This window comes from Streptomyces sp. SAS_281 (assembly GCF_052542855.1).
In genome coordinates, this window is the sequence record NZ_JBMNDO010000041.1 from 19625 (window position 1) to 39988 (window position 20364).

The 20364-nt window shown below is 72.4% G+C and carries 21 protein-coding genes; 12 read left to right on the forward strand and 9 right to left on the reverse strand.

Translation table 11 applies throughout. The features are described 5' to 3' along the window. Nucleotides 1–87: 87 nt before the first annotated feature. The 3 genes from ACN6LM_RS17705 to ACN6LM_RS17715 all read right to left on the reverse strand — a co-directional run bounded on the left by ACN6LM_RS17705 (nucleotide 88) and on the right by ACN6LM_RS17715 (nucleotide 3027). On the reverse strand, nucleotides 88–324 hold the full coding sequence (locus ACN6LM_RS17705) for an exodeoxyribonuclease VII small subunit (RefSeq protein ID WP_445066319.1): 237 nt from the start codon (nucleotides 322–324) through the stop codon (nucleotides 88–90). Between the two features lie 71 nt (nucleotides 325–395). Continuing rightward, nucleotides 396–1607, reverse strand: coding sequence for an exodeoxyribonuclease VII large subunit (gene xseA, locus ACN6LM_RS17710; protein WP_445066320.1), 1212 nt, complete (start codon nucleotides 1605–1607; stop codon nucleotides 396–398). A gap of 46 nt (nucleotides 1608–1653) precedes the next feature. Then, nucleotides 1654–3027: an APC family permease gene (locus tag ACN6LM_RS17715; protein ID WP_445066321.1), complete on the reverse strand. Its 1374-nt coding sequence runs from the start codon at nucleotides 3025–3027 to the stop codon at nucleotides 1654–1656. A 74-nt stretch (nucleotides 3028–3101) separates the two neighbouring features. Here ACN6LM_RS17715 and ACN6LM_RS17720 point away from each other — a divergent pair, with 74 nt between their 5' ends. After that, on the forward strand, nucleotides 3102–4091 hold the full coding sequence (locus ACN6LM_RS17720) for a 4-hydroxy-3-methylbut-2-enyl diphosphate reductase (RefSeq protein ID WP_445066322.1): 990 nt from the start codon (nucleotides 3102–3104) through the stop codon (nucleotides 4089–4091). Between the two features lie 61 nt (nucleotides 4092–4152). Beyond that, nucleotides 4153–4899: a polyphosphate--glucose phosphotransferase gene (ppgK, locus tag ACN6LM_RS17725; protein ID WP_445066323.1), complete on the forward strand. Its 747-nt coding sequence runs from the start codon at nucleotides 4153–4155 to the stop codon at nucleotides 4897–4899. Between the two features lie 4 nt (nucleotides 4900–4903). Here ppgK and ACN6LM_RS17730 read toward each other — a convergent pair whose 3' ends face one another. After that, a complete protein-coding gene (locus tag ACN6LM_RS17730) occupies nucleotides 4904–5437 on the reverse strand; it encodes a DUF6542 domain-containing protein (RefSeq protein ID WP_445066348.1) in 534 nt (177 codons plus the stop codon). A 253-nt stretch (nucleotides 5438–5690) separates the two neighbouring features. Between ACN6LM_RS17730 and ACN6LM_RS17735 the strand changes: the two genes are divergently transcribed. From ACN6LM_RS17735 to ychF, 7 genes are all read left to right on the forward strand, one after another. After that, the gene (locus ACN6LM_RS17735) at nucleotides 5691–6581 is read left to right on the forward strand and encodes a helix-turn-helix domain-containing protein (protein WP_445066324.1); all 891 of its coding nucleotides are present in this window, start codon (nucleotides 5691–5693) and stop codon (nucleotides 6579–6581) included. Between the two features lie 180 nt (nucleotides 6582–6761). Beyond that, entirely contained in the window at nucleotides 6762–7625 is an 864-nt protein-coding gene (locus ACN6LM_RS17740) for an ABC transporter ATP-binding protein (protein WP_445066325.1), read from the forward strand. 77 nt (nucleotides 7626–7702) lie between these two features. Then, nucleotides 7703–8767, forward strand: coding sequence for an ABC transporter substrate-binding protein (locus ACN6LM_RS17745; RefSeq protein WP_445066326.1), 1065 nt, complete (start codon nucleotides 7703–7705; stop codon nucleotides 8765–8767). Beyond that, a complete protein-coding gene (locus ACN6LM_RS17750) occupies nucleotides 8764–10860 on the forward strand; it encodes an iron ABC transporter permease (protein WP_445066327.1) in 2097 nt (698 codons plus the stop codon). The genes ACN6LM_RS17745 and ACN6LM_RS17750 overlap by 4 nt, the downstream gene beginning before the upstream one ends. A 17-nt stretch (nucleotides 10861–10877) precedes the next feature. Then, nucleotides 10878–11948, forward strand: a complete 1071-nt coding sequence (locus ACN6LM_RS17755; RefSeq protein WP_445066328.1) for a peptidase C39 family protein — start codon at nucleotides 10878–10880, stop codon at nucleotides 11946–11948. Nucleotides 11949–12017: 69 nt separating this feature from the next. Next, on the forward strand, nucleotides 12018–13229 hold the full coding sequence (locus tag ACN6LM_RS17760; RefSeq protein ID WP_445066329.1) for a GNAT family N-acetyltransferase: 1212 nt from the start codon (nucleotides 12018–12020) through the stop codon (nucleotides 13227–13229). 119 nt (nucleotides 13230–13348) lie between these two features. Next, entirely contained in the window at nucleotides 13349–14437 is a 1089-nt protein-coding gene (gene ychF, locus ACN6LM_RS17765) for a redox-regulated ATPase YchF (RefSeq protein WP_445066330.1), read from the forward strand. A gap of 125 nt (nucleotides 14438–14562) precedes the next feature. Here the strand turns inward: ychF and ACN6LM_RS17770 are convergent, their stop codons facing one another. Together ACN6LM_RS17770 and ACN6LM_RS17775 are read right to left on the reverse strand one after the other, a co-directional pair. Beyond that, nucleotides 14563–14826 carry a type II toxin-antitoxin system RelE family toxin gene (locus tag ACN6LM_RS17770; RefSeq protein WP_147970689.1) on the reverse strand — a complete coding sequence of 88 codons (264 nt, stop codon included), beginning with the start codon at nucleotides 14824–14826 and terminating at the stop codon, nucleotides 14563–14565. Next, complete coding sequence (locus tag ACN6LM_RS17775; RefSeq protein WP_445066331.1) at nucleotides 14819–15088, reverse strand: type II toxin-antitoxin system Phd/YefM family antitoxin; 270 nt, start codon at nucleotides 15086–15088, stop codon at nucleotides 14819–14821. Before ACN6LM_RS17775 ends, ACN6LM_RS17770 begins: the two co-directional genes overlap by 8 nt. A gap of 212 nt (nucleotides 15089–15300) precedes the next feature. On the opposite strand from ACN6LM_RS17775, the gene ACN6LM_RS17780 reads away from it, so the two are divergent. Further along, nucleotides 15301–15582 (forward strand): hypothetical protein, encoded by a 282-nt coding sequence (locus ACN6LM_RS17780; RefSeq protein ID WP_445066332.1) that lies wholly within the window; start codon nucleotides 15301–15303, stop codon nucleotides 15580–15582. 29 nt (nucleotides 15583–15611) lie between these two features. Here ACN6LM_RS17780 and ACN6LM_RS17785 read toward each other — a convergent pair whose 3' ends face one another. After that, nucleotides 15612–16190: a TetR/AcrR family transcriptional regulator gene (locus ACN6LM_RS17785; protein WP_445066333.1), complete on the reverse strand. Its 579-nt coding sequence runs from the start codon at nucleotides 16188–16190 to the stop codon at nucleotides 15612–15614. Between the two features lie 159 nt (nucleotides 16191–16349). Between ACN6LM_RS17785 and ACN6LM_RS17790 the strand changes: the two genes are divergently transcribed. Continuing rightward, on the forward strand, nucleotides 16350–17165 hold the full coding sequence (locus ACN6LM_RS17790) for an SDR family NAD(P)-dependent oxidoreductase (protein ID WP_445066334.1): 816 nt from the start codon (nucleotides 16350–16352) through the stop codon (nucleotides 17163–17165). Between the two features lie 54 nt (nucleotides 17166–17219). Here ACN6LM_RS17790 and ACN6LM_RS17795 read toward each other — a convergent pair whose 3' ends face one another. After that, nucleotides 17220–17933, reverse strand: a complete 714-nt coding sequence (locus ACN6LM_RS17795; protein WP_445066335.1) for a lytic polysaccharide monooxygenase — start codon at nucleotides 17931–17933, stop codon at nucleotides 17220–17222. Between the two features lie 498 nt (nucleotides 17934–18431). Here ACN6LM_RS17795 and ACN6LM_RS17800 point away from each other — a divergent pair, with 498 nt between their 5' ends. Next, complete coding sequence (locus ACN6LM_RS17800; protein ID WP_445066336.1) at nucleotides 18432–18758, forward strand: hypothetical protein; 327 nt, start codon at nucleotides 18432–18434, stop codon at nucleotides 18756–18758. Nucleotides 18759–18813: 55 nt separating this feature from the next. On the opposite strand, the gene ACN6LM_RS17805 is transcribed toward ACN6LM_RS17800, so the two are convergent. Then, on the reverse strand, nucleotides 18814–20211 hold the full coding sequence (locus tag ACN6LM_RS17805) for a glycoside hydrolase family 18 protein (protein WP_445066337.1): 1398 nt from the start codon (nucleotides 20209–20211) through the stop codon (nucleotides 18814–18816). Nucleotides 20212–20364: the final 153 nt, after the last annotated feature.

Below are 20364 nucleotides of genomic sequence, written 5' to 3' on the forward strand. Positions count from 1 at the left end.
CCACGACGATCACCGTACGGGGAAAGTGCATTAACTTTCAACTAAAACGGGAGTGGGGAGACTCACGGCGGAGAAGCGGAATAACCGTCACCCCTCGTTCTCCGCCGGGTCCGCCAGCGCGGCGTCGAGCCGGGCGCGGGCACCCTCCAGCCAGTGCCGGCACACCTTCGCCAGCTCCTCGCCGCGCTCCCAGAGCGCGAGGGAGTCCTCCAGCGAGGTCCCGCCCGCCTCCAGCCGGCGCACCACCTCGATCAGCTCGTCGCGCGCCTGCTCGTAGCCCAGCGGGCCCGTCGCGGCGGAGGCCGCCGTTACGTCGTCCGTCATGTGTCCCACCCTATGCGTCGGTATCCGTCCGGCCTGTACCCCGTTTCCGGGCCCCGGCGGGCCCCGGGCCCCTACTCCGCGACCCGCACCGCGAACTCGCCCCCCGACACCCTGGCCCGCAGCGTCTCCCCGGCCGCGCCCGCGTCCGCGGGCTCCCGGACCACGTGCCCGTCGGCGCGCTGGAGCACCGCGTAACCGCGCTCCAGGGTCGCGGCCGGCGACAGCGCGAGGACCCGGGCCCTGGTGTGGGCCAGCTCCGAGTCCGCCCGGTCCAGCAGATGGCCCAGCACCCGACGGGCGCGCCCGGCCAGCGCGTCGACGTCCGCCTCGCGCTCGTCCACCATCCGCAGCGGGTGCTCCATGCAGGGCCGCCCCAGCGCGTGGGCCAGGCCCCGCTCCTCCCGGTCGAGCAGCCCCCGCACCGTGCGCAGCGACCGGTCCCGCAGCTGCCGGACCCGGTCCAGCTCCTCGCCCACGTCCGGCACGACCTTCTTCGCCGCGTCCGTGGGCGTCGACGCCCGCACGTCCGCGACGAGGTCGAGCAGCGGGGAGTCCGGCTCGTGCCCGATCGCCGAGACCACCGGCGTACGACAGGCCGCGACCGTACGGATCAGCTCCTCGTCCGAGAACGGCAGCAGGTCCTCGACGCTGCCGCCGCCGCGCGCCACGACGATCACGTCCACGTCCGGGATGCCGTCCAGCTCCTTGACCGCCCCCACCACCTGGTTCACCGCGTGCACCCCCTGCACGGCGGTGTTGCGGACCTCGAAGCGGACGGCGGGCCACCGTCGGCGGGCGTTCTCCAGGACATCGCGCTCGGCCGCCGAGGCCCGGCCGCAGACCAGGCCGATCAGCTGCGGCAGGAAGGGCAGCGGCTTCTTGCGGTCCAGGGCGAACAGCCCCTCGGCGGCCAGGGACTTCTTCAGCTGCTCGAGGCGCACCAGCAGCTCGCCGATGCCGACCGGCCGTATCTCCGTCGCCCGCAGCGACAGCTGCCCCCGGGGCGCGTACCACTCCGGCTTGGCGAGCACGACGACCCGCGCACCCTCCGAGACGACGTCGGCGATCCGGTCGAAGACCTGCCGGAAGCACGTCACACTCACCGAGATGTCGTGCGACGGGTCGCGCAGCGTCAGGAACACCACCCCGGCGCCGGGCCGCCGGGACAGCTGCGTGATCTGACCCTCGACCCAGACCGAACCGAGCCGGTCGATCCAGCCGCCGATGAGCCACGACACGTCACCGACGGGCAGCGGGGCTTCCGGAGAAGTGTTCAGAGCCATGCGAGCGAGCGTAACGGCCGGGACCGACAAGGGGACCCGTCACGGTTCACGGGGCCACGCCCCGCCGCCCCCGCTGCGCCAGCACCACCACCAGTCCCACGACCAGCCAGCAGGCACCCACCACCTGTGCGCTCCCCGTCGCCTCCACGATCACCGCGATCAGCACCGCCGCACCCACCACCGGCACCACCAGATGGCGCCACCAGCTCGGCGCCCCCTCCATCCTCCGCACCACGAACCAGCCGACCACCGACGCGTGGAGCAGCACGAACGCCGTCAGCGCGCCGATGTCCACGACCGAGACCAGATGGTCGAGCCCGTCGTCGCGCCGCGCCGCCCACACCGCCGCCACCAGCGTCACGACGGCCGCGATCAGGATCGCCACCCGCGGCACCCCCGACCGCGGATCGACCCGCGACAGCAGCCCCGGCAGGCGCCGCTCACGGGCCATGGCGAACAGCAGCCGCCCCGCCGCCGCCTGCCCCGCCAGCGCCGCGAACGCGGCCCCGATCGCCTTGCTCACCGCCACCAGATCGTGCAGCCAGGTCCCGACCGCGGCGTCCACCGTGTCGTAGAACGCCGAACCCTGCGCCCCCGGATCGGCGGTCAGCTCCGCCGACGTCATCGGCTCCAGCAGGGCGGCCAGATACGCCTGCGCCACGAACAGCGTCCCCGCGAGCACCAGGCAGAACAGCACCGCCCGCGCCACCTGCGCCGAACCGCCCGTCACCTCCTCCGCGAACGAGGCGATGGCGTCGAACCCGAGATACGAGAGCACCGCCACGGACACCGCGCCCAGCACCGCCGTCGTGGAGAACCCGGAATCCCCGGTGAGCGGCGACAGCCAGCCGCGCTGCGCCCCGTCCCGTACGAGCACCACCACGGCGGACACCACGAACACCAGCAGCACCACGATCTCCATCGCCAGCACCGCGAAGCCCACCCGGGCGGCCGCCCGCACCCCCCACAGGTTGAGCAGCGTCGTCAGGACCACCGCGAGCGCCGTCCACACCCACCGTGAGACGCCGGGGACCAGCGAGTTCATCGCGATCCCCGAGAAGAGGTACGCGACGGCCGGGATCAGCAGGTAGTCCAGCATCGCCATCCACCCGGCGATGAACCCCGGCCCCTCGCCGAGCCCCTTGCGGGCGTACGCGAACACCGACCCGGCCATCGGGGCGACCCGCACCATCTGCGCGTAACTGAACGCGGTGAACGCCATCACGACGGTCGCGGCGACGTACACCAGCGCGACCGCCCCGTCCGACTTCGCGTCCAGCGTCCCGAACACGCCGACGGGGGCCATGGGGGCGATGAAGAGCAGCCCGTAGACCACCAGGTCCCGGAAGCCGAGGGTCCGCCGCAGGCGGGCCTGCTCCGTGGAGCCGTCGCTGCCGGATTCCGTACCGCTGTCGGCCATGTGCCCTCCATTGGTCGCGTCAAGATCAGTCTCGCGACCCGCCGCACGCCGCGCCCGTCCAGTACGGCCTTACGATGGGACGCATGACTGCTACGACCCCCCGACGCGTCCTCCTCGCCGCTCCCCGTGGCTACTGCGCGGGCGTGGACCGTGCCGTGATCGCCGTGGAGAAGGCCCTGGAGCAGTACGGCTCACCGGTCTACGTGCGCCACGAGATCGTCCACAACAAGTACGTCGTGCAGACCCTGGAGAAGAAGGGCGCGATCTTCGTCGAGGAGACGGCGGAGGTCCCCGAGGGCTCGATCGTGATGTTCTCCGCGCACGGCGTCGCCCCGACCGTGCACGAGGAGGCGGCCGAGCGGAAGCTCGCCACGATCGACGCGACCTGCCCGCTCGTCACCAAGGTCCACAAGGAGGCCGTGCGCTTCGCCCAGGAGGACTTCGACATCCTCCTGATCGGCCACGAGGGCCACGAGGAGGTCATCGGCACCTCCGGCGAGGCCCCCGACCACATCACCCTGGTCGACGGCCCCGAGGACGTTGCGAACGTCGAGGTGCGCGACCCGTCGAAGGTCGTCTGGCTCTCCCAGACCACCCTCTCCGTGGACGAGACGATGGAGACGGTCGGCGCGCTCAAGGAGAAGTTCCCGCTGCTGATCTCGCCGCCGAGCGACGACATCTGCTACGCCACGCAGAACCGCCAGACCGCGGTGAAGCAGATGGGCGCCGACGCGGACCTGGTGATCGTCGTCGGCTCGAAGAACTCCTCCAACTCCGTCCGCCTGGTCGAGGTCGCCCTCGGCGCGGGCGCGGGCGCCTCCCACCTCGTCGACGGCGCGGACGAGATCGACGAGGCGTGGCTGGACGGCGTCTCCACGGTCGGCGTCACCTCCGGTGCCTCCGTGCCCGAGGTGCTGGTGGACGGCGTGCTGGCGTGGCTGTCCGAGCGGGGTTTCGAGGACGTCGAGATCGTGAAGGCCGCCGAGGAGTCGATCGTCTTCTCGCTGCCGAAGGAGCTGCGCCGCGACCTGCGCGCGGAGGCGGCGGCCCTGCAGGGCGAGTAGCCGGCGCCTTCGGGCGCCGTTCCGGGAGTGAGCGCGCGCCGGTGCCCGTACCGTGGATCACATGGAGATCTTCGGCGTGGACATCGGCGGATCCGGGATCAAGGGCGCTCCCGTGGACCTGGACCGCGGAGACCTGGCGCGGGAGCGCCACAAAGTACTGACACCGCACCCGGCGACGCCCCAGGACGTCGCCGGGTGCGTGGCCGAGGTGGTCGGCCACTTCGACTGGAAGGGCCCGGTGGGGATCACCTTCCCGGGCGTCGTCACGGGCGGCCTCACCCGCACCGCGGCCAACGTCGACAAGGGCTGGATCGACCAGGACGCCCGTGCCCTGCTCGGCGACAAGCTGGGCCTCCCGGTCACCGTGCTCAACGACGCGGACGCGGCGGGCATCGCCGAGATGACGTTCGGCGCGGGCCGGGGCCGCAAGGGCACGGTGATCATGCTGACCTTCGGTACGGGGATCGGCAGCGCGCTCTTCATCGACGGCGGGCTCGTCCCCAACACGGAGCTGGGCCACCTGGAGCTCAACGGCCACGACGCGGAGAAGCACGCCTCCACGAAGGCCAAGGAGGACGAGGACCTGGGCTGGCACCACTGGGCCCGCCGGGTCCAGAAGTACCTGGCCCACGTGGAGATGCTGTTCTCGCCCGAACTGTTCATCATCGGCGGCGGGATCAGCCGCAAGGCCGACAAGTTCCTGCCGCTGATCGAACACGTACGGGCGGAAATGGTCCCGGCCGAGCTGCAGAACAACGCGGGGATCGTGGGCGCGGCGATGGCCGCCAAGGCCGCGGCCTCGGACTGACCGCTCAGCGCTGCGACGGCCTGCGCGGGGCGCGGGCCGCCGCGGCGCGAGGAGCCGGGGACGGCCCGGCGGCGGCGGCCGGGCGCCCGGTCCGCGCGGCCAGCATCACGCGCCGCTGCCGGGCCCGCATCAGCCGCACCTTGCGCACGGAGGCGATGACGCCCGCGACGAGGGTGCCGCCGTACAGCCAGCCGGCGTGCACGGCGAGGGCGGTGACGACGGCCATCGTCTGCCCGCCGAGTCCGCCGGTGCCGCCGGAGATGGGGACGATGCCGAGCGCGAAGGCGATCGGCACGCCGATCGGCGCGGTCACCAGGTCCGCCGGCCGCACCCAGAGCGCGGTCAGTGCGCTGACCGGCAGGAACAGCAGGCCGAACACGACGGGGGACTCGTCGAACAGCAGCAGGTCCACACACCCGATCAGGAACATGGCGGCGGCCGCGAAGAGCCCGGCGCCGATCCCGGTGAGCCGGGGATTGGGCAGCCGGCGCAGGGCTCCCACGGCCGGGGAGACCGGCCGCCCGGCGGGCGCGCTCATCACCCGGTGACCGAGGGCCCCCGCGCCGTCGGCCTCCCTGGCGTCCTCGGCCGCCCCCAGCGGGGACAACGGGGTCGGCCGGGTCTGCCTGCGCTGCGGGGGACGTGTCCTGTGCTGCTCCACCGGGACAACGTAGGTCGCCGGGAGGCCGGAATCAGGTGCGGGACACGCGCTTTGGCCGAGCTTGGCGATGAGTTCGATGCCACACGGCGCAACGGGAACCGGTTCGGGCCCGCCGCTTAGACTCGCTCGTATGGTCCGGTCGTCGTCCCGCGGTGAGCTGAACCCGGGGCTGTGGCGGCGCGAGGCGGGCACGGTCGTATGCCGGGCCGGGGCGCTCCCGGAGCGGGTGCCGGCCTCCGGAGCCGTCGTCGCGGAGTTCCGGATCGTCCCCGCCCCCACGGAGTGGACCCGGCACGCGCACCGGCTGCACGAGCTCGTCTGGGTGCGCGGCGGAACGCTGACGTCCCGGGTGGGCGACCGGGTCTTCACCGTGTTCGAGGGGCACGGGCTCTGGATGCCCGCCGGAGTGGTGCACGCGGGCCGGGCGACGGAGGGCGCACGGTTCCACAGCGCCTTCTTCGCCCCCGACCGCACGCCGTTCGCGTTCGGGGAGCCGAAGGCGATCGCGATGTCCCCGCTGCTCGTATCGCTGCTGACCCACCTGTCGCGCACGGATCTCGCCGAGGCCGCCCGGCTGCGGGCGGAGGCCGTCGTGTTCGACGTGATCGAGCCATCGGAGCACCAGCTGGCGCTGCGGCTGCCCGGTGACCCCCGGATCGACGCGATCGCCGAAGCCCTGCTGGACGATCCCGCCGACGGCCGCTCACTGGAGGAGTGGGCGCGGGGGCTGGGGACCAGCGAGCGCACGATCACCCGCGCGTTCCGCCGCTCGACCGGGCTCTCCTTCGCGCAGTGGCGGCAGATGCTGCGGGTGCACCGGGCGCTGACGCTTCTGTCCGACGGCTTTGATGTGATGTCCGTCTCCGAGCGCCTCGGCTACGCGCAGCCCAGCTCCTTCATCGCCGCCTTCCGGCGCGTCATGGGCACCACGCCCGGCGCCTTCTCCGGCGCGGTGGACGCGGCTCCCGGGGGTGTCCGGAATCCCGTATCGGGTGGCGAGAACGCCGGATTGTCTGCCTGACAAGCGGAATATAGTCTTCATCGAGTTAGGTAACCCTTAGTTGCTGCTCGCCGTGCCCGGCGCTGCCCGCGTACGCCCGTATGCGGTGCCGCCCGCGCACGGGAGAGCGTGCGGCCCGGCCGGTGAAGGCCGGGCGGGGGGTGCCCCACTCCGCTCCCCTCCGACCACCCGGACCTCCTCATGTTCACCAGCCCCTTCCGCCGTGCCGGAAGACCCGCCGACGGCCCCGCCGGACCGGCGGCCGCGCTCCACGGGCGCGACCTGGTCCTGCGCTACGGCGGCGAGCCGGTCGTCCACGGCGTCTCGGTCACCCTGGAGCCCGGCCGCGCGACCGCCCTCGTGGGGCCGAACGGCAGCGGGAAGTCCACGCTGCTCCGCGCGCTCTCCCGGCTGCACCAGGTGGACGGCGGCCGGGTCACCCTCGGCGCCCCCGACGGAGCGGCCGAGCGCGACGCGGCCCTGCTCAGCCCCCGCGGGTTCGCCCGCGAGGTCACCCTGTTCTCGCAGTCGCGGCCCGCGCCCCAGGGGCTGACGGTCGCGGAGGTCGTGGCGTTCGGGCGCCACCCCTACCGGCGCGGCTTCGCCGGACCGACCCCCGAGGACGGAGCCGCCGTCGACCGCGCCCTGGGCGTCACCGGCGTACGGGACATGGCGGGCCGGCAGGTCGGGGAGCTGTCCGGCGGGGAGATGCAGCGCGTCTGGCTCGCGGCCTGCCTCGCCCAGGACACCGGCGTCGTGCTGCTGGACGAACCGACCAACCACCTGGACCTGCGCTACCAGTTCGAGACGCTCGACCTCGTGCGGGACCTCGTCGAGCAGCACGGCCTCGCCGTCGGCATCGTGCTCCACGACCTCGACCAGGCCGCCCGCGTCGCGGACACGCTGGTCCTCATGCACGCCGGCCGCGTCCACGCGGCGGGCGCCCCCGCCGACGTACTCACCGCCGAGAACATCGGCCTGGTCTACGACATCCGCGTCGAGGTCGCCCGCGACCCGCGTACGGGCCGGCTGCGCATCGACCCCCTCGGGCGCCACCTCACCTGACGAGGACGCCACCCCTTCCGGAGCAGCCGTGCGGCGCTCCGGCGCACCCTTCGAAAATTTGAGAAAGAGGACCCTCCATGAACCGCGCCAGCCGTCTGACGGCCGCAGCCACGACCGGGCTCGCCCTGTTCGCCCTCGCCGCCTGCGGCACGACCGACGCCGACGACGTCACGGCCAGGAGCGGCGCCAAGGCCGCCCCCGCGTCGAAGAGCTGCGCCGACGACACCACCACCACGTCGACCGCGCCGGTCTCCCTCACGGACGGCGTCGGCCGGCAGGTGAAGCTCGACAAGCCCGCCAAGCGCATCGCGGTCCTGGAATGGCAGCAGGTCGAGGACGCGCTGACCCTGTGCGTCACCCCCGCCGCCGTCTCCGACGCCAAGGGCTACAGCACCTGGGTCAGCGCGGAGAAGCTCCCCGGCGGGGTGACCGACATCGGCACCCGCGAGGAGCCCGACCTCGACACCCTGTACGCGGCCGAGCCCGATCTCATCGTCGTGGAGGCGTTCGACGCCAAGGACGAGATGATCAAGAAGCTGGAGAAGCGGGGCGTCCCCGTGCTCGCCACGCGCGGCGCGAACCCGAAGGACCCCATCGGGAACATGCGCCAGGTCTTCAGCATGATCGGCGAGGCCACGGGACGCACCGAGCGCGCCGATCAGGTGCTCAAGGAGTTCGACGCCCACCTCGCGAAGGCGAAGCAGCAGGTCACCGACGCCGACCTGCCGACCAGGGACTTCGTGTTCTTCGACGGCTGGCTGGAGGGCAACAACCTCACCGTCCGCCCCTACAGCGACGGCGCCCTCTTCACCGAGCTTGGCAAGGAACTCGGCCTGAAGCCCGCGTGGACCAGCAGCGTCGACAAGGAGCACGGCGACGGCGGAGTCGACCCCGCCTACGGCCTCGCGCAGACGGACGTCGAGGGACTCGTCGCGGTGGGCGGCGCCAACCTCTTCTACGCCAACGACGAGGGCGCCGGCGGCTATGTCGCCGCGCTCCGGAAGAACCCGATCTGGAAGAAGCTCCCGGCAGTCGAGGAAGGCCGCGCCCACGCGTTCCCGGCGCGGGTCTGGGGCGCCGGCGGCCCCCGCTCCAACGAGCAGGCGATCGACGCCTACGTCGACGTACTCGACAAGAAGTGAGCGCCGTACGCACAGCGGCAGCGCCGTCGCGTCCGATCGAGGACCGCGGCGGCGCTCCCGCCGGGGCGGCCGTCCTCGCGGTCCTCCTCGCCGCCACCGTCCTGGTGGGCCTGTGGCACCTGACCCAGGGCACCTCGGGCGTCGGCGTCGGCGACCTGGTGCGCCACCTCGCCGGGGAACGGGACGGCGCCGACGGCGCGCCGGTCGGCGAGATCCTCACCGGCTCCCGCCTGCCGCGCCTGTTCGCCGGTGTGGCGGTGGGCTTCGCCCTGGGCTGCGCCGGCACGCTGCTCCAGTCCGTCACGCACAACGCGCTCGCCTCCCCCGACACCCTCGCGGTCTCGGCCGGGTCCTACTTCGCCGTGTCGCTCGTCGCCGCCTTCGGCCTCTCCGTACCGCTGTGGGCCTCGGGCGCCGTCGCCTTCGCCGGCGGCCTGGCCGCGGCGGCGCTCGTCCTGCTCCTCGCGGGGCGGGCGGCGGGCACCTCGGGCACCCGCCTCATCCTCGCCGGATCGGCGATGGCGATGGCCCTGGACTCCGCGACCGGGATGCTCCTCATCCTGTTCGAGCAGAACACCACCGGCCTCTACGCCTGGGGGAGCGGCTCGCTCTCGCAGCTGAACATCGACGCGTCGCTGCGCGCCGTCCCCCTCGTCGTCCTGGTGCTCTGCGCCGCCCTCGCCCTTTCCCGGCGGCTGGACGTGATGAACCTGGGCGACGACACCGCGGCCACCCTCGGCGTGCCGATCCGCAGCACCCGGGTCCTCGCCGTGGTCTGCGCGGTCCTCCTGACCAGCACCTCGGTGACCCTCGCGGGCCCGATGGCGTTCGTCGGCCTCGGCGCCCCCGTCCTGGCCCGCCTGATCGCCGGGCGGATCCACGCGCTGCGCCGGCATCTGTTCCTGATCCCCGCGGCCGGCCTGCTCGGCGCGCTGCTCATCCTGCTCGCGGACGCGGTCCTGCGCGCCGTGCAGGGGGCGGACGGGGCGGCCTCCATCCCCACCGGAGTGCCGACCGCGCTGCTCGGCTCCGTCGTGATCGTGGTCCTCGCGCTGCGGCTGCGCGACACGGGCCGCATCCAGCAGCCGCCACGGGCCCGGGTCGCCGCACGGTCCCGGCGCGCCTACCTCCTCGTCGTGACCGGCGCCGCGGTCCTGCTGGCCGTGGCCGCCCTCGTCGGGACCCTGGCGGGGAGCCTCTGGCTGAAGACCGGCGACCTCGCCCTCTGGATCCAGGGCACCGCCCCCGACCTCATCGGGGCGGCCCTCGACGACCGGGTGCCCCGGGTCACCGCCGCCGTCCTCGCCGGCATGGCGCTCGGCCTCGCCGGAAGCGTGGTGCAGGGCACCGTACGCAACCCGCTCGCGGAGCCGGGCATCCTCGGCATCACGGCGGGCGCCGGACTGGGTGCCGCGGGCGTCGTCACCTCGGGGCTCGGCGGCGGGCGGACGGTGCTCGTCGCGGTCGCCGTCGCGGCCGGGCTCGCCACCTTCGCGGTGATCGCCCTGCTGGCCTGGCGCGGGGGCTTCCTGCCCGACCGGTTCGTACTGATCGGCATCGGTGCGGGGTACGGCCTCAGCGCCGTGACCACCTTCCTCCTGCTGCGCGCCGACCCGTACAACACCCCCCGCATCTTCACCTGGCTCTCCGGCACGACCTACGGCCGTACGTTCTCCGACACCGTCCCGGTCGCCGTGGCCCTGGCACTCGCACTGCCCGTACTGCTGTCCATGCGCGAGCGGCTCGACCTGCTCGCCGTCGACGAGGACACCCCGCGCATCGTCGGCGTCAGGGTGGGGCGCACCCGGTTCGCCGCACTGGCGGTCGCCGCCGTGCTCGCCGCGCTCAGCGTGCTCGCCGTCGGTGTCGTCGGCTTCGTGGGCCTCGTCGCCCCGCACCTCGCCCGTTCCCTGGTGGGCGCCCGGCAGGCCCGGACGATCCCGGTCGCGATGCTGCTCGGCGGAGTGCTGGTGTGCGTGGCGGACGCGCTCGGCCGCACCGTTGCGGCTCCCTCCCAGGTGCCGGCGGGGCTCATGATCGCGCTGGTGGGCGCGCCGTACTTCGTGTGGGTGCTCAAGCAGTCCCGCGCCTGACCTTCCGGAGCACTCGAATGCCGTCCTCCCCGCAAGAAGGGCCCATGCCGTCCGTGAACAGCATCGTCGTGCCGTACGAGCCCGGCACCGCACCGGCTCCACCCCCCGACGTGGCCGAGCGCTGGAGCGCCGTCGACCGCTCCGCCCACGCCCCGCACATCGTCGCCGTCCGAGGTGACGGCGAGGAGTGGACGGGTGCCGCGCTCGTGACCGCCCGCCCGGGGACGGCGTACCTGAAGATCGTGGACGCCGTCGGTGACGTACCGGCCGTCATCGGGGCCGTCGCCGCCCACGCACGCGGGCGGGGAGCCGTCCAGCTGAAGTGGGAGGGCTGGACGGCCACGCCGGAGGAGGCCGCCGCCGCGGGCTTCACGCCCCTGGACCCGCCGCTCTCGCGGTCGGAGGGCGCGAACGGGCCGGCCACCGGTTACGTCCGCTGGCTCAACGACGACGCGGTGTCCGCGCCTCCGTACTACGGGCAGACCACCCACTTCAGCTGCGGCGCCGTCACCGCCCTCGTCGCGCAGGTGCACGCGGGCGTCCTGCCCTGCGAGGCGCTGGACCGCCGGGCGGAGCTGACGCTGTGGCGGGACGCGACCAACTTCATGGCCTGCGAGCCCGTCGGCCTGGGCGTCGCCCTGCGCCGGACACGGCCGTCGTACGGGGTGACGGTCCACCTCGACACGGACCGGCCGGTCATGCTCGACCACCTCCCCCCGGGCGACCGGGAGTGGCGGGCGCTGCTCCAGCAGGCGTCCCGCACGGAGGCCGGGCGCATCGGCGTCCCGGTCGACCCCGGCCACCTCCCCCTGAGCGCGGTCCGGGACGCGATCGGCCGGCGGGAGCACGTACTCCTGCTGCTCTCGCTCGCCGCGATGCAGGGGTTCGAGGTACCGCACTGGGTGCTGTGCCACGGCGTCCTGCCCGGTGCCGTGGTGATCGACGACCCCTGGGCCAACGGCGCGACCGGAGACACCTGGGTCGACGCGCACCTGCTGCCGGTGCCGGACGCGTCGCTCGACGCGATGTCGACGATGGCGCCGGGGGACTTCCGCGGTGCCGTGACCCTGCGCACCGCCCACGAGTAATCCGGTGCGCCCGGCGCGGGGCCACCCGTACGCTGGGCCCCTTTCCGACCCTGAGGAGAAGCGGCAGTGATGGAGATCCGCCCCACGACCGACGAGGACTTCGAGGCCTTCGTCGCGACCGTCCACACGGCCTTCGGGCAGTTCCCGGAGACCCCGGTCGCGGACGGCGGACGCTGGTGGTCGGCGCTGGAGATGGACCGCGGCCTGCTCGCCGTGGCCCCGGACGGGAAGCCCGTGGGCACCGCCGCCGCGTACTCCTTCGAGCTCACGCTGCCCGGCGGGAAGCCCGTCCCGGCCGCCGGAGTGACCGCCGTCGGCGTCGTGCCCTCGCACCGGCGACGCGGCGTGCTCGGCGCGATGATGCGCCACCAGCTCGCCGGGGTGCGGGAGCGGGGCGAGTTCCTGTCGGTGCTGCTGGCCTCGGAGGCGGGGATCTACGGCCGGTTCGGGTACGGCCCCGCGACGTCCACGGCCCGGCTGACGGTGCCGCGGCACCGGGCGGAGTGGGCGGATCCGCGGGGGGAGGCGGCTGCGGACGGCACCGGTTCCGTCGAGGTCCTGCGGCGGGCCGACTGCGGCGAGATCCTCGAAGCGGTCTACGACCGGTACCGCCGCGCGCAGCCCGGCGCGCTGTCCCGGCCGCACCGCTGGTGGGAGCTGGGCGCGGGCCGGCCGCCGGTCTCCCGGGCACCCCGCTACGTGGCCGTCCACCGGGACGCCGACGGCACTCCGGACGGGTACGCCAGCTACTCGACCGAGTCCGGCACCCTGACGGTGGACGAGACCATCGCCGTCGGCGACGCGGCCTTCACCGCCCTCGCCCGGTACGCCCTCGGGCACGATCTGGTCTCCCAGGTCGTCTTCCTGCACCTCCCGCCCGAGCACCCGCTGCGCTGGCAGCTCGCGGACCTCCGGGCCGGCGAGGTCGGCGGCCTCACCGACTGGCTCTGGGTGCGCCTCCTCGACGTACCGCGTGCGCTGACCGCGCGCGGCTGGTTCACGGACGGGGAGCTCGTCCTCGACGTCGACGACCCCTTCCTGGGCGAGCACGGCCGCTATCTGCTGACCGTCCGCGACGGCAGGGCGGAGTGCGCGGCCACGGACCGGCGGCCCGACCTGTCCCTGGACGTACGGGACCTGGGCGCGGTCTACCTCGGCGGCACCCGCCCGAGCACGCTCGTACGGGCCGGCCACATCCGGTCCCACGACCCGGCCGCGGCCGCCCGCGCGGACGCGCTGTTCGGGAGCGACCTCGCCCCGCACTGCCTGCACTGGTTCTGACCAAGGAGAGCTACTCGCCGCGGTCCCTGTACCGTGATACGCGCACGTGGACGATGGCACGCCTGGGCTGCCGTCGCGGCCGATCCCACCCTTCTTGATCCTGAGCGGACGTTTGTGGCATGAGTACTAGTATCGGAATCGTCGGACTGCCGAATGTCGGCAAGTCGACCCTGTTCAACGCCCTGACCAAGAACGACGTGCTGGCGGCCAACTACCCGTTCGCCACGATCGAGCCGAACGTCGGCGTGGTCGGCGTCCCGGACCGCCGTCTGGACGTCCTGGCGAAGATCTTCGGCTCGCAGAAGATCCTGCCGGCGACGGTGGACTTCGTGGACATCGCGGGGATCGTGCGCGGCGCGAGCGAGGGCGAGGGCCTGGGCAACAAGTTCCTCGCGAACATCCGCGAGTCGGACGCGATCTGCCAGGTCATCCGCGCCTTCAAGGACGAGAACGTCGTCCACGTCGACGGCAAGGTCTCGCCCAAGGACGACATCGAGACCATCAACACGGAGCTGATCCTCGCGGACCTCCAGTCGGTCGAGAAGGCGGTCCCGCGCCTCCAGAAGGAGTCCCGCCTCCAGAAGGAGAAGGTCGCGGTCCTGGCCGCGGTCGAGGAGGCGCAGAAGATCCTCGAAGCCGGCGACACCCTCTTCCACGCGGGCATCACGGCCTCCACGGAGAAGGGCCGCCTCCTCCACGAGCTCCACCTCCTCACCGTCAAGCCCTTCATCTACGTGTTCAACGTGGACGAGGACGAGCTGGTGGACGAGGACTTCAAGAACGAACAGCGCGCCCTGGTCGCCCCCGCCGAGGCGATCTTCCTGAACGCCAAGATCGAGTCCGAGCTGATCGAGCTGGACGACGACGAAGCCCTGGAACTCCTCCAGTCCATGGGCCAGGAAGAACCCGGCCTCGCCACCCTCGGCCGCGTCGGCTTCGACACCCTGGGCCTCCAGACGTACCTCACGGCCGGCCCCAAGGAAACCCGCGCCTGGACGATCAAGAAGGGCGCCACGGCCCCCGAGGCGGCCGGCGTCATCCACACCGACTTCCAGAAGGGCTTCATCAAGGCGGAGATCATCTCCTTCGAAGACCTGGTGGAAACCGGCTCGGTGACCGAAGCCCGCGCAGCGGGCAAGGCCCGCATGGAGGGCAAGGACTACGTGATGCAGGACGGGGACGTGGTGGAGTTCCGCTTCAACGTGTGAGCGGATGACGCGTCGCCGCGTCGCTGGCGTGGCGAGCGTGCGGCGCAGAAGGGGGGCCGACTCCGTGGGAGTCGGCCCCCTTGCTCCATCCCGTGCCGAGGGCGCAGGCGTGGGATCAGTACAGCTCAGGTGTCGTACACGGTGGAGCGGTGTCCGATGTGGACGACCCACACCACGACCTCTCCGTTGTCGATCGTGTACACGACCCGGTAGTCGCCCACGCGCAGGCGGCGGCGGTCCGGCTGTGAGACGAGCGCGGTGGTGTTGAAGCCCAGAGGATCGCTCTCCAGCTCAGTCAGTTTGGCCAGGATGCGCAGGGCTGTGCCGCGAGGGATTTTCCGGAGCTCCGCCTGCGCCTCGGGGCGGAAGACGGTTCGGTACTTACTCACCGCGTTCCAGCGTCTCCCTCATGACGTCCTCGATCGGGATGCCGGGTGCGGGGTTGGCCATACGCTCGTCGATGATCCGGTTGATCTCGCGCTCTTCCCACTCCTGGTACCTGCGCAGCACCTCGATGGAGACGACGGCGGCGACCTGCTTGCCCCGTCGGGTGATCACGGTGGGTACGTCGTCCCGGTCGGCACGCTCCACGACCTCGGCCAAGTGCGCGCGGACGGCGCGGATGGACTCCATGGGTTGCGGCTGCGTCATGCGATCAAGCGTACCGAGTGTGCCATGTGTACACAACTGATCCGATGAGGCCGGCCGAAGGGGTTGGATTCGGACGATCCGCACAGGTGCGGAGACGTGCGAGCAATATCGCGTTTGCGGCCCGGTTCCGGTCGTCGCCGCCGGGAAACGCACCGGAGCGACGACGCCAAGAGGCACGTCGTCCTCATGTCGTCGGACGGGACATCTGCGCTGTGCACCAGTCGGCGCCGGTCCGGAACGCCGCAGGCCCCGGGGGCGTACGCGACCTGCTCGCCGAGTTCCGTGCCGAACTGGACCGGCACCAGCAGGACGTGGCCACCGCGCCCGTTCTGCGGGGAGCGGCGGAGACGATCGACGCCCGGTTCGCCGCGTCACCGCCCGATGAGGGTGTTCTGCTGCAGGTGGCGCGGACCTTGCCCGCTCTGGTCGTCGGGACTGCGGTTCAGGAGGGCGGGCAGGCGCCGGCCGAAGCCATTGCGGGCTGGCCGGGCTGATACGCAGTGCGGCGCCGGGCGCAAGTTTTTCAGCCCCCCGCCCCCCGCAGGAACGTCTCCACCACCCGGGCCGCCAGCGCGTCCGGGTCCGTCACCGGGTCGGCCGGGTTGCCGTGGAGGGTCTCGCCGAGCAACGCGTAGTAGACGCGCTGGAGCCAGTGGAGGTCGGCCGTAGGGGCGATGAGGTGGTCCTCGCGGGCGCGTTCCAGGACCGTGAGGCAGTGCTCGGTCATCGTCTCGTGGAGCGCGGCCGCCTCCGTGCCGGGGGTGGCCGGCAGGCTCAGGGCGAACGTCCACGCGCCCTTGACCTCCAGGACGTTGGCGGTGATGCGGTGCAGGGCCACCAGGGGCGGGGCGGTGGTGGGGCGGCCGTCTTCCACGGCCTGGGCGAGCTGGCGGGCCGCCGACAGGGCCAGGGCGTCGGTCAGTGCCTGGCGGTGTGCGAAGCGGCGGTGGATCGTCGTGCGGGACACGCCCGCCTCGGCCGCGATCTGCTCCATCGATGCGCCGGGGTCCTTGGACAGCAGGCGTTCCGCCGCCTCCAGGATCAGGCGCACGCTCCGCTCCGCGTCCGCCCGCAGCGGCCGTGCCGTTGTCTCCCCGCCCATGACGTTCTCCTCGTCTCCTCGCCGCCCTAGGCCATGAAACGTAACACCCGTGCGCCATCTCTGGAATATCTGAAACATTGGTGTTGCAGATAATCGAGCAATGGGTACTCTCTTGTTGCAGATGCTCAGTCCGTCGAAGCCTCGTCAAGGAGACCCGCCATGCCTGCAATCGCTCTCGTCACCGGTGCCTCCTCCGGGCTCGGCGCGGAGTTCGCCGCTCAGCTCGCCGCCCGTGGGCACGACCTGGTCCTGGTCGCACGCTCGGAGGACCGGCTCACCGCTCTCGCCGCGCGGCTGGAGGCCGAGCACGGTGTACGCGCTCACGTCCTCGTCCAGGACCTCGCCGAGCCCGGCGCCGCCCGTGCCGTCGCGGACCGGCTCGACACGCTCGGCCTGCGGATCGGGCTGCTGGTCAACAACGCGGGGTTCGGGACCTGCGGCCGCTTCGAGGACATCGACGCGGGGCGCGACCACGACCAGCTGATGGTCAATGTCGTCGCGCTCGTCGGCCTCACGCACGCCCTGCTCCCCGGCATGCTGGAACGCGGGACCGGCGCCGTCGTCAACGTCGCGTCCACCGCGGCCTTCCAGCCCGCCCCGTACTTCGCGGTGTACAGCTCGGCCAAGGCGTTCGTGCTGAACTTCGGGCTGTCCCTGCGCCAGGAGTGCCGAGGGCGCGGCGTGCGGGTGCTCACCCTGTGCCCCGGGCCCGTCGACACCCCGTTCTTCGAGGCCATCGGGACCCGCGAGGCGGCCGTCAACGGGTCGATGAGCACGCCGGAGCCGGTCGTGCGCGCCGCGCTGGCCGCCCTCGACCGGGACCGCGCCTACGTCACCCCGGGGTTCGGCAACTCCCTGTCCGCGCACCTGCTGCCGCGCCGGCCGCGCGCCCTGGTCGCCGCGATCGCCGAGCGCGTCACGCGCAAGGTCCTCGCCTCCGGGGGCAGCGCGCGGACCGGGTCGTACGCGGCATGAGCCCGGCCCGTGCGCACCTCTCCGCGGGGCCGGAGCCCCGCGGAGAGGTGTGGGTCAGCAGGTGCCGAGGTCCTCCCAGACGCCCCACTCGCCGGTCGTGCCGGGCTGCTCGCCCTGCACCCACCACTTGGCGCGCCAGGTGTGCCCGTTGTACGAGACGGTGTCACCGCCGTTGTACACGCGGCCGGCCTCCCACGCCGAGGCGGCGCAGTCGCCCGGGTCACCGCCGTCACCGCCGCCGGGGGTGCCGCCCCCGCCGATCTGGACGTCGATGCAGGCGTAGAACGCGTTGGCCGTGTCCGAGATGTTCCAGACGGCGAGCACCTTCTGGCGGCCGGAGTAGCTGCCGAAGTTCACGTGGTGGGTCTTGGTGGCGCCGGGCTGGGCGCCGTTGTCGTTGAACTCGGCGATCTTCGACCCGCCGATGTAGTACTGCCAGGTGCTCGTGGCGTGGCGGGCCGTCAGCGTCCAGGAGAAGTCCGCGGAGCTGCCGACCGGGGTGGCCTTCCAGCCCTTGCTGTCGTTGTCCAGCTCGGCGAACTGCGCGTTGCCTCCGCTGCAGCTCCGCAGGCCCTTGGGGCCCTCGACGCTCTGCGGCTCGTACTTGATCTGGCCGCAGTCGACCACGCCCGACGCACACTGCGCCTGGCGGCTCGGCGGCGAGGAGACGTAACCGTGCGCACTGGCCGTGGTGGCCGGCAGGACCACCGCGAGCAGGGGGGCGACTCCCGCACCGAGTACGAGGGCCAGTTTTCGCTTCGCGTTCATGCCAACTCCTTCGCTGGGGACTGCCGCGGGGTGACGGCAGCGGTTGGACATGCCCGCACCGGGCAGCGGCCTCGTCAGGGGGGTGCCGGCGCGGTGGGGGCAGGGGTACGGCCGGTGGCGAAGGGGTGCCGCCCGCAGTCCCCCCGCACGCCGCAGGCCGCCCAGGGCGACCGTGGCTCACCTAGGTCTAGACCATACTCATGGGCGTGTGCTCGTCAATAGGGCTTGTGCGTAAGCATCGTGACGGGTCATCAGGTGCATGGGCGGACCCCCGCGCCCCGCGCGGTCTCCGCCCGGGCTTCGCGCCTACCTCGCGAAAGGGCCTGGGGCGATTGGACTGGACCAAATCTGGGCAGCGCTCTTGCCAGTGTGGCCGAATGTGGGCAGGATCCTTCACGCGATCTCCTGATGTGTCAGGAAACCTGCACATACGGGCAGTTGGGCGGATCGCGGCGAGTACCACACCACTGGACCCACCCACTGGACCCAAGGAGTCTCATGTTCGGGAAGCGCAGTGTGACAAGTGCCGCGGTCGTCGCCATGGCCGCGGTCGGCGCGATGCTGACGGCCGCCCCCTCCGCCCAGGCGGCGCCGACCGGCTGCACGGTCTCCTACGGCGGCGGTGCCGGCAGCACGATCTCCAGCCTGTGCACGGGCGGCACCGGCCACCACCGCGTCCACGCAGTGCTCAACGCCCCGGACCCGCGCCTTCCGCAGCGGATCGTCCTCGGTGACTGGGCCCCGGTCGGCCAGGCGTCCGTCGCCACCAACCCGTGGGGCTCGGGCTCCATCCAGTCCATCTGGACGGAGACCGTCGACTGGTGACCGTAGCCACGGCGGAGGGGCGGCTGCCGGTGCGCAGCCGCCCCTCGGGGCGTTCCTACCGGCGGGAGAGCCCGCGGTCGACGGCCGTGATCAGCTCGCCGTCCTCCGTGTCACCGTCCAGCGACCAGAACATCGCGCCGCCCAGCCGGTGGTCGCGGATGTACGCGGTCTTGGTGCGCAGCACCTGGGGGTCGTCGTACGTCCACAGAGTGGTGCCGTCGAACAGCCAGGCACTTCCGTCGCGGACGTTGCGGTGCACCTTGTACGCACCGGATTCGGCCAGTTTCCTGAGGGCCTTGTAGTCCTCGTAACCGGCCGCCCAGGTCGCCGGGGCGGGGCCCGCCGCCGGCTGGCCGAGGCCGTCGCCGCCGCCGGTCACGCCCGTCCAGCCCTGGCCGTAGAAGGGCATGCCCATCACCAGCTTGCGGGCCGGCGCGCCCCGCTTCAGCCAGTCGCGCACGGTCCGGTCGACGCTGTAGTCGCCCTTCGCGTACAGCGCGGACTGCTGGGCGGTCCTCGCCTCGCCGGAGACGTGGAAGTCGTAGCCCTGGAGGTTCACGAAGTCGAAGTCCCGCATGATGCGCGGTACGTCGAAGCCCGCGTCGATCTTCTCGGGCGACGCGGGGACGAACGCCGAGAGCTCGTAGTGCCTGGGCTTCGCGCCGTGGTGGCGGCCCTTCTGCGCCTGGGCGGTCTGCTTCGCGTACGCGTCGAGCTGGGTGCGGAACTCGTGGACCAGGGCGGTGAAGTTCCGCTTGTCCTCCGGGCGGTACACCGTGTCGGCGTCACCGGCCGATCCCGGCCATTCCCAGTCGATGTCGACGCCGTCGAAGAGCCCGGCCGCCGCGCCCTCGCCGCCCCGCGTCCCGTCCACCGGCAGGTTGCCCTTGATGTACAGGTCGATGCAGGAGGCGACGAGCGCCTTGCGCGACGCCTCGGTGCGGGCCGCGTCGGAGAAGTGCGTGGACCAGCTCCAGCCGCCGAGCGAGATCATCACCTTGAGGCCGGGGTGGGCCGCCTTGAGCTCCCGCAGCTGGTTGAAGTTGCCCGCCAGCTTCTGGTCATCGGTGTCGGCGACCCCGTCCACGGAGCCGGCCGCGTCGAGCGGACGGACGTAGTCCGCCCAGGCGTCGGCCTCGCCGGGCACATTGCCCGTGAAGCACTTGCCGTCCGCGCTCACGTTGCCGAACGAGTAGTTGATGTGGGTGAGTCTGGCCGCCGTGCCGCTCGTCTCCAGGTCCTTGACCTGGAAGTCGCGCCCGTAGACGCCCCATTGGGTGAAGTAGCCGACGCGCTTGTAGTCGGGCGCGGAGCCGTGGTGGCCGCTGCCGCCGCCGTGGTGTCCGTGGCTCCCGCCGTGCCCGGACGAGGCGTTGGCGGCGGGGGAGGAGGAGGCCGCGAGCGTGATGGCGCAGGCGGCGATGGCGAGTGAAGACAAGGTTCTTCGACGCATGAGGCCAGAAGTTATTGGTCTGGACCAAACGCGGTCAAGGGTTTGGCAAAGGCGGTTCGAAGGGGATCCGGGCCGTGCGTCGCGGGCTATGCGCAGGCCCGCTCGATGTCATCACTTCGAGTGAAACTGTGGCCTGCGCTTGCGGTTCGGAAC